The sequence below is a fragment of the Salmonella sp. 32020114201800008SM genome, from assembly GCF_017572025.1.
Taxonomy (GTDB): Bacteria; Pseudomonadota; Gammaproteobacteria; order Enterobacterales; family Enterobacteriaceae; genus Salmonella; species Salmonella enterica.
On the sequence record NZ_JAGEQM010000005.1, the window covers coordinates 41501 to 56994 of the forward strand.

Consider the following 15494-nt stretch of genomic DNA (forward strand, 5'->3'; position numbering starts at 1 on the left):
CTCAAAGGTTAATGCTTACGACATTGCACATAACCTGAAGCTAAAAGACTGACAGCTACGCAATATCAGTCTGACCTTTCTTGTTGTTACGCCTGCTGACAGTCAGCAATCGCGCTAAGAACGACTTCGTGCGACACTCCGCCGCGCACTTCACTTTTCCCTATGGCCAGCGGAAGCACTAAACGCAGCTCCCCCGCTAACACTTTTTTATCTCGCAGCATGTGCGGCAAATAGTCCTGCGCGGACATCTCGCAAGGGCCATTGACTGGCAACCCGGCCCGTTCGAGTAGCGCGATGATGCGCTGCGTATCAGCAGAACTGAACTGCCCCAAACGCTCGGATGCGCGCGCAGCCATCACTATACCTGCGGCAACGGCTTCACCATGTAACCAATTGCCATATCCCATTTCCGCTTCAATGGCGTGGCCAAAGGTATGCCCAAGATTCAGTAAAGCACGTAAGCCCGCTTCACGCTCGTCGGCGGCAACAACTTCGGCTTTCAGCTCGCAACAACGACGAATACAGTACGCCATCGCCGGGCCGTCCAGACGCAATAGCGCATCCAGATTACCCTCAAGCCAGGTGAAGAAGTCTGCGTCGAGTATAATGCCGTATTTGATCACCTCTGCCAGTCCCGATGCCAGTTCGCGTGCGGGAAGCGTTTTCAGGCAATCAAGATCGACAACCACAGAAGCGGGTTGGTAAAACGCGCCAATCATGTTTTTGCCAAGGGGATGGTTGACGGCGGTTTTCCCGCCCACGGAAGAATCAACCTGCGACAGTAAGGTAGTTGGCACCTGGATGAAACGAACGCCTCGCTGGTAGCTGGCCGCCGCAAAACCGGTGAGATCGCCAATCACGCCGCCGCCAAGCGCGGCCAGAGTGGTATCACGACCATGCGGTTTTTTCAGTAACGCCGTAAACACCGTATCCAGCACCGTCAGGCTCTTATACTGCTCGCCGTCAGGAAGAATCACGCTGTCTACGTTAACGCCCGCCCGTTCGAGTACGCCGCGAACCTTGTCCAGATAAAGCGGCGCCAGGGTTTCGTTGGTCACTAACATGACCTGATCGCCTGATTTCAGCGGCAAGAATGAAGCTGGTTCGTTAAACAAACCAGCCGCGATGGTGATCGGGTAACTACGTTCCCCGAGAGTGACTGTAATCCTCTCCATGACGCGACATCCACCTTAGTTACTTGTGCCCGCTTACCCAGCGTATTCTGCTTGAATTAGTTGCTTTCCAGCATATGAATAATCTGGTTTGCCACAACCTTAGCGCTTTGATCGTCGGTGCGAATGGTGACGTCGGCAATCTCTTCGTACAGCGGATTGCGTTCGTTAGCCAGCGCTTCCAGAACTTCGCGAGGCGGTGCTTCAACCTGCAACAGCGGGCGTTTTTTATCACGCTGCGTGCGCGCCAGTTGTTTTTCGATGGTCGTTTCAAGGTAGACCACGACGCCACGCGCGGAGAGACGGTTACGCGTTTCACGCGATTTTACAGAGCCACCGCCGGTTGCCAGCACAATACCCTGTTTTTCCGTCAATTCGTTGATAACTTTTTCTTCACGATTACGGAAGCCGTCTTCACCTTCAACATCGAAGACCCAGCCCACATCAGCTCCGGTTCGTTTCTCAATCTCTTGATCAGAATCGTAAAATTCCATATTGAGTTGTTGAGCTAACTGGCGCCCAATAGTGCTTTTTCCGGCACCCATAGGCCCAACCAGAAAGATATTGCGTTTCTCTGCCATTTTTTCGGTACTACTAAGACTATTCGTTAATGGTAAACCCGCTTCACAGACACCCAGCGCAGCAGGACATGAACTGAAACCTCATAAGATATTGCGAGAGTCAGACTGAAAATTATCTCAATACTCAAGCGGGTTTGGCAACTGAATAAATCACCAAGCCTGATTGTTGCAAAACCCGAGTTAGCGTTGCCGGATGGCGACCAGAACAACATATCCGGCCTACAAATTGCTCTACTTTCAAACAATTGCGCGCAATCCGCAGAACCAATACGTCTGCATCAGCGGACATTCAGCCGTTTATCATCGGTCTTATGCACACCTTCGGCAAGGCAAAGCGCATTAATCAATGCGTAAGCAACGAAAAGCACGACTCTCAAATCGGTACTCCTTGTATGCTAAATACATCCGCACGTCAAATCCCGCAGATGCGTTCAGTGCAAAAACAGCGCTTTTTTATGCATAAATTATTCTGTCGCCACCAGTCTGGGGGTGATAAACACCACTAATTCGCGTCGCTCGTCCTCTTTGCCGTCATGGCGGAAGAGCTGACCAAGCCAGGGAATATCCCCCAACAGCGGCACGCTATCGCTACCCGATTTATTTTTTCGCGAAAAAATACCGCCCAGCGCCAGCGTCTCGCCGCTTTTTACCTCTACCTGCGTTTCAATTTCCTGTTTATCTATCGCCAGCACTTCGCCGTCAGCCTGTTGTAGTACCTGACCGGGAACATTCTGGCTGATATGTAACTTCAGGCGGATGCGCCCTTTTTGCAAAACGGTGGGCGTCACCTCCATCCCCAGCACCGCTTCTTTAAATTCCACGGAGGTCGCGCCGCTTTCGCCGCTGGAAACCTGATAAGGAATTTCGCTGCCTTGCTTGATACTGGCTGGCTGCAGATGGGAAGCCAGCAGCCGGGGGCTGGCGATAATATCCAACTGCTGCTTTTGCTCCAGCGCTGACAGCTCCAGATCCAGCAAGCGTCCGTTAATGCGCCCGATGTTAAACCCGACGCGTGAGGTGGCGGCGGCGACGGATAAATCACTGGAAAGCGTCGTCACGTCACCCACCGCGCCCGCTTGCGTCGCGTCAGCCAGCGTCCACTTTACGCCCAGTTCCCGTAGACTCTTTTCGTTAATGGTGACGATATGCGCCGCCAGCTCCACCTGCGCCACCGGCAGATCCATTTGCGATACCCATTTTTCCAGCTCCGCCAGGGCCGCGCGGTTATCGCGCAACAGCAGGCGGTTGGTGCGCTTATCTACCATGATGGTTCCCTTCGCGCTCAGGAGTTTCTCGCCCGCTTTCGCCAGTTCGCCGGCATCGGCGTATTGCAGGCTAATGCTGCGGTTTTCCAGCGGTAAATTAGCCTGAAGCCTTAACCGCTCGGCATCCTGCCGCGCACTGTGTTCTTTCTGCCAGGCCTGTGAATGAACATGGAGAATATTCCCCTCCTGACGTAGCACCAGCCCCGCGCTATTGACCACCGTCTGTAGCGCCTGTTTCCACGGCACATCCGTCAGATGTAGCGATAATGTCCCGCTGACGTCCGGCGACACCACCAGATTCTGCCGCTCCTGCTCGGCTAAAGTCTGCAAAACCTGCACCACAGGGACGTCATCAACCACTAGCGTCACTTTCGCCGCTTTTCCCGCCTGCGCGGCGGGCATCAAGGCTATCAGTATTATGGCTATCCATCGCTTCATTGTCCGCTCCCTGACGTAGCCACCGCCACTGCGGCGGCGCACAATTTTTACCGGTCGTTAACGTTAAGGCTTCCGCCGTCAGGCGGACAATCGTCCAACCGTTTTCCAGCGTCTGCCCTTCTTCCACTCGTCGCCATTTTTGCTGACTATCTTTAAGAATGCCTGTCCATCGCTCGCCTTTACGCACCGCGCCCTGATATCGCCACTGCGAGAGTTCGGCTATCCGGCAGCGATCTTCCGGCGGGCGGAAGGGATCGCGCATTCCCGTCAACGTCAGCAAACAAAAACAGAGCAATACACCGCGGCTAACCTTCATTCGCCAGGCGCTCCAGTTGCAGCGTTATCAATAATTCCGCCCCCTCTCTACGCAATGAAAACCGACTTACGCTCATCTCGCTTTCGGCTAACCGGACAAACAGCGACGGCACCGCATCCCAGGACGTTTTCAGCGCCATTTCTCCCCCCTGCGCCGATGGCTGCCAGTGCAGCAAACGCAGGGGAGGCGCCTGGAAATCTAACGGCGAAAAAGGACGCGGATTTTCCACGGTGCGCCCGAACAGCGGTTCAGCCGCGACGCTCAGACGGCGCAGATGACGCCACTGTTGCCGGGCGGCCTCGCGCTGCTGGCTTAACCGCGTTTGTTGCGTATCCAACGTTTTCCAGCCGGGATAGCCCACATATAACGCAACCGTCAGCGTCAGGCACAGCACGCCTGCACACCAACAAAAAACCCGACCACGGCGCGACATCCCGTACCAGAGATCAAAGAGCGCGTTCACGGGCGGCGCTCCTCGTTAACTGATAATGGAACTGCCAGCGCCCTTGCGCATCCTGCCGCGTGGCGCCCGTGCGGTTTAGCGGAAAACTGACATAGTGACGAAGCGATGTTTCAAGCGTGAGCAGGGCGTCAAACGTTCTCGCCAGCCCTTCCAGCTCTAGCGTCTCTTGCTGATAATTGAGACTTGTCAGCCATGCCTGCTCTGGCAACAGGTTGGCAAGGTCAGTCAAGATAGATTGCCAGGCTTGCGTCAGTTCACGCTGCGCCTGACGTTGTAATCGCGCCTGTTGCTGCCGCTGACGCTGCTGCAACTGCGGTATGTTCGCCGCAAGCGCCGTCGTGCGTCCGTTTTCCGCCGTCAGTAGCAGTTCATTAATCCTCCCCTCCTGCCAAAAAACCAACCGGGCGATCGTCGCGAGGCTTGCTATCAGCAGCAGGGATGCGCCCCATACCACGCACCACAGCCGCAGACGCGCTACGTAATGTTGGCGCCGCCAGGGGAGCAAATTGACAGAATGCGCCATCAGCGTATCTCCCCCATGGCTAAACCCAGCGCAATCGCAAAGCGATAACCGTCCGGCGGAACCGGCGGTTGGCGGACGGTAACGGCGCGCCAGGGGTCGAATTCGCCTTCGGCGCATAACGAAATATGTTCCGGCACGACGGATAACGTCGCGGCAAGGTCATGCAGCGTCATCGCCTCTCGCGCCGATTTACGTCCCCACGCATAGCGCGTCGCCCACAGCCACTGGCTCTCATCGCGCCAGACCAGACATTGCCGCCCCGAAGGTATAAACGGCAGCAAGCGCTGTAGCGCGCAGGCATCGGGCGTTACAGCAGCGATGCGCACATTGAGCGTTTGCGCCAGCGTTAACAGCGCTGAAATTTCTTTGCTTTGCACGGCGGTAACGTTGAACGCAGGGCTCAGCGCATCGTCCTGAAAGTCGAAACGCAATAAGTCCGGATCCATATCCAGCTCACGCGCCATCGTTTGTGAAAGCCATGCGACTTGCTCACGTTCCCGCAGACGCATCGGCGGATGTGGAAAAGCGCGTTGCAATGTCCGATTTGCGGGAAAAGAGAGATAAATACGGTGACGTAGCGGCAGCTCGCGGCTCCAGGGTCGCAGTACGTGAGCCAGCGATTGCGGGTCAGGAATCGTACCCTCTGCCGTGGAGGCGTTCATTAGCGGCAGTCGCCACCAACGTTGCAGGGACCAGCCCGATGCGCCGCGAATAACGGCGATGGCCAGCGCTTCATGCTGCTGAATATGCAATCCTATTTGCCAGGTTTTAAAAGCCATAACGGTCGATCTCCTTATCACCCGTCGCGTTAACGGGTATATCAATGCGTCTGGCTTGCCTTTATACTACCGCGCGTTTGTTTATAAACTGCCCAAATGACACTAAATGGGAAATCTCCAGTGAAGTTCGTAAAGTATTTATTGATCCTTGCAGTATGTTGCATCCTGCTGGGAGCAGGCTCGATTTATGGCCTTTATCGCTATATTGAGCCGCAGCTACCTGACGTCGCGACATTGAAAGATGTGCGTTTACAAATTCCGATGCAGGTTTACAGCGCGGATGGCGAACTTATCGCGCAATATGGCGAAAAACGCCGTATTCCCGTTACGCTCGATCAAATTCCGCCGGAAATGATCAACGCCTTTATCGCCACCGAAGATAGCCGCTTTTATGAGCATCACGGCATTGACCCGGTAGGTATTTTCCGTGCGGCCAGCGTCGCGCTCTTCTCCGGTCATGCATCGCAGGGAGCAAGTACCATTACCCAGCAACTGGCGCGAAACTTCTTCCTTAGCCCCGAACGCACGCTGATGCGCAAGATCAAGGAAGCGTTTCTGGCGATTCGTATTGAGCAGTTGCTGAATAAAAATGAGATCCTCGAACTCTATCTGAACAAGATCTATCTCGGCTACCGCGCCTATGGCGTTGGCGCGGCGGCACAGGTCTACTTTGGTAAGACGGTTGACCAGCTTAGTCTAAGCGAAATGGCGGTTATCGCCGGACTACCTAAAGCGCCTTCTACCTTTAACCCGCTCTACTCGATGGATCGGGCGATAGCGCGCCGTAACGTAGTGCTTTCGCGAATGTTAAGCGAGGGATATATCACTCAGGCGCAGTACGATCAGGCCCGTAGCGAACCTATCGACGCAAATTATCACGCGCCGGAAATCGCCTTCTCCGCGCCTTATCTGTCGGAAATGGTGCGCCAGGAAATGTATAACCGTTATGGCGAAAGCGCCTACGAAGATGGTTATCGTATTTACACGACCATCACCCGCAAAGTGCAGCAGGCCGCGCAACAGGCGGTGCGTAATAACGTGCTGGACTATGACATGCGCCACGGTTATCGCGGCCCGGCGAATGTGCTATGGAAAGTGGGCGAAACGGCGTGGGACAGTAAAAAAATTACCGATACGTTGAAAGCGTTACCGACCTACGGACCGCTGCTTCCCGCCGTGGTCACCAGCGCTAATCCGCAAGAGGCGACCGCTGCGCTTGCCGACGGTACGTCCGTTTCGCTACATATGGAAGGAATGCGTTGGGCGCGGCCTTACCGCTCGGATACACAGCAGGGGCCGACGCCGCGTAAAGTTACCGATGTCGTCCAGACAGGTCAGCAAATCTGGGTTCGTCAGGTGGATAACGACTGGTGGCTGGCGCAGGTACCGGAAGTGAACTCCGCGCTGGTTTCGCTTAACCCGCAAACAGGCGCGGTAATGGCGCTGGTCGGCGGTTTCGATTTTAATCAGAGTAAATTTAACCGCGCGACGCAAGCTTTGCGTCAGGTGGGGTCGAACATCAAACCGTTCCTCTACACCGCCGCAATGGATAAAGGGCTGACGCTCGCCAGTATGCTCAACGATGTGCCGATTTCCCGCTGGGACGCCGGGGCAGGTTCAGACTGGCGTCCGAAAAACTCCCCGCCGCAGTACGCCGGACCGATTCGTTTACGCCAGGGGCTGGGGCAGTCGAAAAACGTGGTGATGGTACGCGCCATGCGCGCCATGGGCGTCGACTATGCGGCGGAGTATTTGCAACGCTTCGGCTTCCCGGCGCAGAATATCGTGCATACCGAATCGCTGGCGCTGGGCTCCGCCTCCTTCACGCCGATGCAGGTTGCGCGCGGTTATGCGGTGATGGCGAACGGCGGTTTCCTGATCGACCCGTATTTCATCAGCAAGATTGAGAACGATCAGGGCGGCGTGATCTTCGAAGCGAAACCGAAAATCGCCTGCCCGGAGTGCGATATCCCGGTCATTTACGGCAATACGCAGAAATCTGACGTGCTGGAAAACACCAATGTGGAAGAGGTCGCGGTTTCGCAAGAGCAGCAAAACAGCGCCGTACCGATGCCTGAGCTGGAACAGGCAAACCAGGCGCTGGTCGCGCAAAACGGCACGCAGGAATACGCGCCGCATGTGATCAATACGCCGCTGGCGTTTCTGATCAAAAGCGCGCTGAACACCAATATCTTTGGCGAACCCGGCTGGATGGGTACCGGCTGGCGTGCGGCGCGCGACCTTAAACGTCGCGATATCGGCGGCAAAACCGGTACGACCAACAGCTCGAAAGACGCATGGTTCTCCGGCTATGGTCCTGGCGTCGTCACTTCCGTATGGATCGGCTTTGACGATCACCGCCGTGATTTAGGCCGCACCACCGCTTCCGGCGCGATCAAAGATCAAATCTCCGGCTATGAGGGCGGCGCGAAGAGCGCGCAACCTGCATGGGACGCCTATATGAAAGCCGTGCTGGAAGGCGTGCCGGAACAGCCGCTAACGCCGCCGCCGGGCATCGTCACGGTGAATATCGACCGCAGTACCGGACAACTGGCGAGCGGCGGTAACAGCCGTGAAGAGTATTTCATCGAAGGCACGCAGCCGACACAACAGGCGGTACACGAGGTGGGAACCACCATTATTGATAATGGTGAAACACACGAACTGTTCTGATCAAAAAAGGCGCTCCGGCGCCTTTTTTATTGTGTTTAGCGGATGACGGCGAACGGGGAGACAAACTTTCCGTTGGCTTGATCAACGCCGCGCCATCAGGCAATTCGGCCCTGCGCTTTCAACCACTCGCGTACCAGAAACAGCGCGCTGACGTTGCGGGCCTCGTTAAAATCGGGGTCTTCCAGCAGATCCATTAAATGCGCCAGCGGCCAGCGTACCTGCGGCAATGGCTCAGGCTCGTCGCCTTCCAGCGACTCCGGATAGAGATCTTCCGCCACCACGATATTCATTTTGCTGGAAAAATAAGAGGGCGCCATGCTGAGTTTTTTTAAGAAGGTCAGGTTATGCGCGCCAAACCCGACCTCTTCTTTGAGCTCCCGGTTCGCCGCTTCAAAAACGGTCTCGCCCGGGTCGATCAATCCTTTCGAGAAGCCCAGCTCATAGGATTCGGTTCCCACCGCATACTCACGAATAAGAATCAGATGCTCATCAACGATCGGCACAATCATTACCGCCTCACGGGTTGATGGTCGCATACGTTCATACACGCGACGCACGCCGTTGCTGAACTCCAGATCCACGCTTTCTACGTTAAACAGTCGGGATTGTGCGACGGTTTCCACTTTCAGAATGGTGGGTTTTTGTAATGATTTGCTCATTGTGAGAATCTTTGCAGTGTAATCTGTGGTCATTGTGCGACATACCGCACGGTTTCGGCAATGCGAATTGCCGTTTATTTACATTTATGTAACGTAATAAAAATTAATTCTTATTTCAAATTAAAAGTCAATAGGTTGAAATAACTCCAGGAATTTGCTGATATTCCGTTTTTGGTGGTATTGCTATGATTTGCCTTCACTGGGATGCGCTTTACAATGCTCAAGTTCAACTCCACGCTTGCCGATAGCCAACCACAGAAAAATGTTTATTGGACAGGGTGCGACTGACCACGCCTGACAGACTTAGTAAGATGGGGAAAGCATGAGCACCATTCTGATTTTTATAGCTGCTTTGCTGGCCTGCTCTCTACTGGCAATATGGCGGTTCCGGGTAAAGTCCAGACGAGGGAGTTTACCGTGGATCAGCGCCTTTCAGGACGCGCAAACGCGTAAACTGTTGCCCGAAGAGCGCAGCGCGGTAGAAAACTATCTCGATAACCTTAGCCAGATCCAGCAAGTTCCGGGGCCGACAGGCGCCAGTACTGCGCCCATCTCACTGACGCTGAATGCGGAAAGCAACAGTGTCGTGATACTGACTCACTCCATCACCCGCTACGGCATTACCACTGACGATCCTAATAAATGGCGCTACTACCTCGACTCCGTCGAAGTCCATCTGCCGCCTTTCTGGGAACAGTACATCAATGATGAAAACAACGTTGAGCTAATCCTCACGGATACGCTGCCGCTGGTGATCTCTTTAAACGGCCATACGCTGCAAGAGTATATGCAGGAGTCGCGTGGCTACGCGCTACAGAATACGGCCTCTACGCAGGCGTCGATTCGCGGCGAAGAGAGCGAGCAGATTGAGCTGTTGAATATCCGTCAGGAGACCCACGAAGAATATGCGCTCAGCCGCCCGGCTGGCTTGCGCGAAGCGTTGTTAATCGTCGCCTCCTTTTTGTTATTCTTTTTCTGTCTGATAACGCCAGACGTTTTTGTACCGTGGATGATAGGCGGCGCTATCCTGCTGCTGGCAGCCGGACTTTGGGGGCTTTTTGCGCCGCCGTCGAAAAGCGCGCTGCGGGAAATTCACTGTCTGCGGGGAACGCCCCGCCGCTGGGGACTGTTTGGGGAGAATAATCAGGAGCAGATTAACAATATTTCGCTGGGCATCATCGACCTTATTTACCCTGCCCACTGGCAACCCTACATTACGCAGGATCTTGGGCAACAAACGGATATTGATATTTACCTTGATCGCCATGTCGCGCGCCAGGGCCGGTTTTTATCCCTGCATGATGAAGTGAAAAACTTCCCGTTGCAGCACTGGTTACGCAGCACTGTTATTGCTATCGGTTCGCTGCTGGTGTTGTTTATGCTGCTGTTCTGGATCCCGCTGGATATGCCAATCAAGTTCACGCTATCGTGGATGAAAGGCGCGCAAACCATTGAAGCGACAACGGTAAAACAGCTTGAAAAGGCTGGCGTACGGGTGGGCGATACGCTGCACCTGAGCGGCAAAGGAATGTGTAATATTCATTCCGGGGCGACCTGGAGCGGGCAGTCTAACTCACCGTTTATGCCGTTCGATTGCTCGCAAATCATCTGGAATGACGCGCCTGCGCTACCGCTGCCGGAATCAGACCTGGTGAATAAAGCGATGGCGCTAAGCCAGGCGGTAAATCGTCAGCTCCATCCAAAACCCGAAGACGACTCGCGCGTAAGCGCATCTTTACGCTCCGCGATCCAAAAATCGGGCATGGTATTATTAGATGACTTTGGCGATATTGTTCTGAAAACCGCTGATTTGTGCGCGGCGGAAGACGAGTGCGTGCGCCTGAAAAATGCGCTGGTTAATCTCGGTAACAGTAAAGACTGGAACGCGCTGGTGAAACGCGCGAACGCCGGCAAACTGGACGGCGTCAACGTGCTGCTACGCCCCGTAAGCGCAGAGTCGCTGGAAAATCTGGTCACGACCTCAACGGCGCCGTTTATTTCTCGCGAGACCGCGCGTGCCGCCCAGTCGCTGAATAGCCCCGCTCCCGGCGGATTCCTGATCGCTAGCGATGAAGGCAGCGAACTGGTTGATCAGGCCTGGCCGTCAACGCCGCTGTATGACTATCCCGCGCAGGAACAGTGGAGCGCCTTCCAGCGTCTGGCGCAAACGCTCATGCAGACGCCATTTAGCGCCGAGGGCATTGTCACCAGCGTGTATACCGATGCCAACGGTACGCAGCATATCAGCCTGCATCGTATCCCCGATAAATCCGGCTGGTGGCGTTACCTCGGTACCACGCTGCTGATGCTGGCAATGATAGTGAGCGCGGTCTACAACGGCATTCAGGCGTTCAGACGTTATCAACGCCACCGTACCCGTATGGCGGACATCCAGGAATACTATGAAAGCTGCCTCAATCCCAGGTTAACCGTCTCTCCGGAAAATCTCATCTGATAGCGCCGCCGTGCGACAGGGTATGCTACCCTGTCGCGCAAATTGCGTTACCCTGGAGTTCCCCATGCATATTGATATTGACTGGCAAAACGTGGATACCGTTTTGCTGGATATGGACGGCACGCTGCTCGATCTCGCGTTCGATAACTATTTCTGGCAAAAGCTGGTACCGGAAACCTACGGCGCGCAGCAGGGTATTTCGCCGCAGGACGCGCAGGAATATATTCGCCAGCAGTATCATGCCGTACAGCATACGCTAAACTGGTACTGTCTGGATTACTGGAGCGAGCGTCTGGGTCTGGATATTTGCGCCATGACGACGGCGCAAGGGCCGCGCGCCGTTTTGCGCGACGATACCGTACCGTTTCTGAATGCGTTAAAAGCCAGCGGAAAACGTCGGATTCTGCTCACCAATGCGCATCCACATAACCTGGCGGTGAAGCTGGAGCATACCGGTCTGGCCTCACACCTTGATTTATTACTTTCCACCCACACATTTGGTTATCCCAAAGAGGATCAGCGGTTATGGCGCGCTGTCACTGAGGAAACGGGAATAAGCGCAGAGAAAACGCTGTTTATCGATGACAGCGAACCGATTCTCGACGCCGCCGCCCGGTTTGGTATTCGCTACTGTCTTGGCGTGACGAATCCCGATTCCGGCCTGGCGGAAAAGCAATATACGCGCCATCCGTCCCTGAACGACTACCGCCGTCTGATCCCCTCGCTGATGTGAAGGAGACGCCATGAAAGAAAAGTCCTCCGTTGAGGTCAGACTGGATAAATGGCTGTGGGCCGCGCGTTTTTATAAAACCCGCGCGATGGCCCGCGAGATGATTGAAGGCGGTAAGGTGCATTACAACGGCCAGCGCAGTAAGCCGAGCAAAATCGTCGAGCTGAACGCAACCCTTACCCTGCGTCAGGGAAATGACGAACGGACGGTGATCGTTAAAGCCATCACCGAACAGCGCCGTCCGGCCAGCGAAGCCGTCGCTCTGTATGAAGAGACGGCGGAAAGCGTGGAAAAACGCGAAAAAATGGCGCAGGCACGCAAGCTTAACGCCCTGACCATGCCGCATCCGGACAGGCGACCGGACAAGAAAGAGCGCCGCGACCTGTTACGATTTAAACACGGCGACAGCGAATAACTGTCACCCGCAAGAGAGATGATTATGCCGCAACATGACCAATTACATCGTTATCTGTTTGAAAACTTTGCCGTTCGCGGCGAGCTGGTGACCGTTTCGGAAACCTTGCAACAGATCCTCGACAATCATACCTACCCGCAGCCGGTGAAAACCGTACTGGCCGAACTGCTGGTCGCCACTAGCCTGCTGACCGCGACGCTGAAGTTTGCCGGCGACATTACGGTACAACTCCAGGGCGACGGGCCGTTAAGCCTGGCGGTGATCAATGGCAATAATCAGCAGCAGATGCGCGGCGTGGCTCGCGTTCAGGGCGATATCCCTGACAATGCGGATCTCAAAACGCTGGTTGGCAACGGCTATCTGGTGATCACCATTACGCCGGAAGAGGGTGAGCGCTATCAGGGCGTAGTGGGTCTGGAAGGCGATACTCTGGCGGCGTGCCTGGAAGATTACTTCCTGCGCTCCGAGCAGTTGCCGACGCGCCTGTTTATTCGTACCGGCGATGTCGACGGTAAACCGGCGGCAGGTGGAATGTTGCTCCAGGTGATGCCAGCACAGAACGCGCAGGCGGAGGATTTCGACCATCTGGCCATGTTGACGGAAACCATTAAAAGCGAAGAGCTGCTGACGTTACCGGCAAATGACGTGTTGTGGCGTTTGTATCACGAAGAAGAAGTCACGCTCTACGATCCGCAAGATGTTGAGTTCAAATGCACCTGTTCACGCGAACGTTGCGCGGGCGCGCTGAAAACATTGCCGGATGAAGAAGTGGACAGCATTCTGGCGGAAGAAGGCGAAATCGATATGCACTGCGATTACTGCGGCAATCATTACCTGTTCAATGCGATGGATATCGCGGAGATCCGTAACAACGCCTCTCCTGCCGATCCACAGGTTCATTAATCGCCTCGTAGTCGGCAACATCATTGTCTGATGGCGCTGCGCTTATCTGGCCTACAGCATCCCGCTCCGTAGGCCGGATAAGGCATTTATGCCGCCATCCGGCAAAAAGCTTACTCGTTGTAGTAATCCACATCCAACCGCTGACCATCAACAATGATATCGCGCCAGGCTTTGGGGGCTGAGTCTAACCGATGCCCGGCAATCGCGTGCAACAGTTGCGTCTTAGAAAACCCGTCCGGCAATCGGGCGAACGCTTTCTGCGTCCATTTCCCCTCTTTTAAGCCGTAGACCTGGCTCTCGGCAACAATAAAGTTATACAGCACCTGCTCAGGCTGACCGTCGCCGTTAAGATCCTGACTCACCAGCACGCAGGCATCCGGTTCAAGGCAGGAATCGTCCGAATAACTCTGCTCTTTGACAAACGCCCAAAATGCGGCATCCGGCTTCTGGCTACCGGGCGCAATCATCACCACCCGCGCTAAATCGTCCGCCGTCGGAGAGACCTTATTTCTCTGCAAAAACGTCATCAGTTCACGATTGCGCTTTCTGTTCTGCGTAAACGCCTCGTCATCCCGCAACGATTTCAGCGCTTCCTGGCCAGGTTTGCCGCTGTGATCCAGCATATACAGGCTGATCTGATCCGCAGTAATTTTACCGCTATGGTAACGCGCCATATGGCTGTTGACGCTAATACGCCAGACATCAAGTACAGGCGAGGCCAGCAACAGCAATATCACCAGCGTTAACAAAGAGACGCTCAGTATCACCTTGCCTTGCCACTCACCAGAGTCGCGTCCGCGGCGTAACAGACCGATCAGATAACCGAAGGACCATACCAGCAAGACAGACGCCGTCAGCGCGCCATACAGACGATCCGGCGTCCAGCCGTATTGCTGAATGCGTACCCATAACGCCCAGCCCGCCAGCAGCATATATATCGGGGCAACGCACAGCGAGGCGCTAATCATGCCGCGTAGTACGCGCGGATAGGGTAATACGCGCTTTTGCGGTTCATTGACAATCGCCACGAGGAGCAGCAGCATCAGCGTCAGCGTGGATAGCAGCCCCGCAGCGGAAACACGCGCAGAAATCGCCTCCAGTCCGGTAAAGGGTAACGTCACAATAAACAGCAATGCCAGCAGCGACACCACTGGCAGTAAACCCGTCGCGATCAGCGTCAGCAGCTTTTGCACCGCCGCCACAAGGCGCGACTGCGTGCGGGCGAGAATGACCGCCAGCGCCGTAATCAAGCCGATGGTCACATAAATAAAGGCTTCAGTTTCAAAGAAAAGGGTGCTGAAAAAGCGGATGCCCACCAGCCTGAATAGCGCGCTCCAGAGCAGGAGAACCAGCCAGAACAGTCCGTTGGCGACCAGGACGATAAACAATGTCAGTACGTTATGCCATAACCGCATATAAAACTGGGGATAACGCGCCGAACCGGTTTGCGAATGTAACTGATATTGCATCCAGGGTAATACCAGCATCGCCATCAACACAAGCCGGAGACCATACAGCCAGAGGAGCTCGGCCAGGCGCCATTTCTCCACCGCCTCAACCTGCCATTTCAGCCAGCCGCTCATTGCCAGCACGACCACAAAGATCAGCCCCAGCCAGCCCCACAGCGCGCGCTGTTTAAAAGAGACCACGGTAAGCAATAGCATTGACGACAACGCTATCGTCGCAGGCATACCATAGAACAGCCAGTCGCTATTTTGTGGTACCAGCCAGGCCATCAGCAGGTAGCACAAGACGCCCTGCAGCAAACCGGTGAGCAACATCCCCCAGCGAGTAGTACGTGAAAGCGCTACACTTTCCATGTCGTTATCCAGAATGATGAGAAAGCCGCATTATTGCACCATCTGTTCACCGCCAGGCGTCGTCATGCATAATTCAGAAAAAAACGCAGAGAGGTGAATCGATATTGTTAATGTTGGTGTTACGTAACTTTCTTACATGAATGCGATTACAGTCACATTATGTCGGTCAAAAACACTTCCTTTTAACGTTTTCAGAACATTTTCCACAACAAAAGTAGGTTTCCTGCCATAATAACCGCCGCTGCGTGACAGGAGTCACAGTGTTTTTCGTCAATCGTGATTTTGTCCAGATACGTAAATCT

At 54.7% G+C, this 15494-nt stretch carries 14 protein-coding genes; 5 read left to right on the top strand and 9 right to left on the bottom strand.

All coding sequences use genetic code 11. The annotated features are described in order from the left end of the window. Positions 1–86: 86 nt before the first annotated feature. The 7 genes from aroB to J4613_RS14450 form a co-directional block, all read right to left on the bottom strand. On the bottom strand, positions 87–1175 hold the full coding sequence (gene aroB, locus J4613_RS14420) for a 3-dehydroquinate synthase (protein WP_111742220.1): 1089 nt from the start codon (positions 1173–1175) through the stop codon (positions 87–89). 56 nt (positions 1176–1231) lie between these two features. Beyond that, positions 1232–1753: a shikimate kinase AroK gene (gene aroK / locus J4613_RS14425; RefSeq protein WP_000818621.1), complete on the bottom strand. Its 522-nt coding sequence runs from the start codon at positions 1751–1753 to the stop codon at positions 1232–1234. A 464-nt stretch (positions 1754–2217) separates the two neighbouring features. Next, a complete protein-coding gene (hofQ, locus tag J4613_RS14430) occupies positions 2218–3456 on the bottom strand; it encodes a DNA uptake porin HofQ (RefSeq protein ID WP_000832811.1) in 1239 nt (412 codons plus the stop codon). Continuing rightward, entirely contained in the window at positions 3371–3772 is a 402-nt protein-coding gene (locus tag J4613_RS14435) for a HofP DNA utilization family protein (RefSeq protein ID WP_000868833.1), read from the bottom strand. Before J4613_RS14435 ends, hofQ begins: the two co-directional genes overlap by 86 nt. Next, on the bottom strand, positions 3762–4235 hold the full coding sequence (locus J4613_RS14440) for a hypothetical protein (protein ID WP_111742219.1): 474 nt from the start codon (positions 4233–4235) through the stop codon (positions 3762–3764). Before J4613_RS14440 ends, J4613_RS14435 begins: the two co-directional genes overlap by 11 nt. Continuing rightward, the gene (locus tag J4613_RS14445) at positions 4219–4758 is read right to left on the bottom strand and encodes a PilN domain-containing protein (protein WP_000951390.1); all 540 of its coding nucleotides are present in this window, start codon (positions 4756–4758) and stop codon (positions 4219–4221) included. The genes J4613_RS14440 and J4613_RS14445 overlap by 17 nt, the downstream gene beginning before the upstream one ends. Then, positions 4758–5537 carry a hypothetical protein gene (locus J4613_RS14450; RefSeq protein ID WP_000874738.1) on the bottom strand — a complete coding sequence of 260 codons (780 nt, stop codon included), beginning with the start codon at positions 5535–5537 and terminating at the stop codon, positions 4758–4760. Before J4613_RS14450 ends, J4613_RS14445 begins: the two co-directional genes overlap by 1 nt. A gap of 120 nt (positions 5538–5657) precedes the next feature. Here J4613_RS14450 and mrcA point away from each other — a divergent pair, with 120 nt between their 5' ends. Further along, complete coding sequence (mrcA, locus tag J4613_RS14455) at positions 5658–8210, top strand: peptidoglycan glycosyltransferase/peptidoglycan DD-transpeptidase MrcA (RefSeq protein WP_000673814.1); 2553 nt, start codon at positions 5658–5660, stop codon at positions 8208–8210. 95 nt (positions 8211–8305) lie between these two features. Here mrcA and nudE read toward each other — a convergent pair whose 3' ends face one another. Beyond that, positions 8306–8869 carry an ADP compounds hydrolase NudE gene (gene nudE / locus J4613_RS14460; protein ID WP_000045725.1) on the bottom strand — a complete coding sequence of 188 codons (564 nt, stop codon included), beginning with the start codon at positions 8867–8869 and terminating at the stop codon, positions 8306–8308. Positions 8870–9191: 322 nt separating this feature from the next. On the opposite strand from nudE, the gene igaA reads away from it, so the two are divergent. From igaA to hslO, 4 genes are all read left to right on the top strand, one after another. Next, positions 9192–11324 (top strand): intracellular growth attenuator protein IgaA, encoded by a 2133-nt coding sequence (gene igaA, locus J4613_RS14465; protein ID WP_023136939.1) that lies wholly within the window; start codon positions 9192–9194, stop codon positions 11322–11324. A 64-nt stretch (positions 11325–11388) separates the two neighbouring features. Next, the gene (gene yrfG / locus J4613_RS14470; protein ID WP_001582569.1) at positions 11389–12057 is read left to right on the top strand and encodes a GMP/IMP nucleotidase; all 669 of its coding nucleotides are present in this window, start codon (positions 11389–11391) and stop codon (positions 12055–12057) included. A 10-nt stretch (positions 12058–12067) separates the two neighbouring features. Beyond that, positions 12068–12469 (top strand): ribosome-associated heat shock protein Hsp15, encoded by a 402-nt coding sequence (gene hslR / locus J4613_RS14475; RefSeq protein ID WP_000660723.1) that lies wholly within the window; start codon positions 12068–12070, stop codon positions 12467–12469. 24 nt (positions 12470–12493) lie between these two features. After that, positions 12494–13372, top strand: a complete 879-nt coding sequence (gene hslO / locus J4613_RS14480) for an Hsp33 family molecular chaperone HslO (RefSeq protein WP_001135571.1) — start codon at positions 12494–12496, stop codon at positions 13370–13372. Positions 13373–13482: 110 nt separating this feature from the next. Here hslO and J4613_RS14485 read toward each other — a convergent pair whose 3' ends face one another. Next, a complete protein-coding gene (locus tag J4613_RS14485) occupies positions 13483–15192 on the bottom strand; it encodes a DUF4153 domain-containing protein (protein ID WP_080219189.1) in 1710 nt (569 codons plus the stop codon). Positions 15193–15494 lie beyond the last annotated feature (302 nt).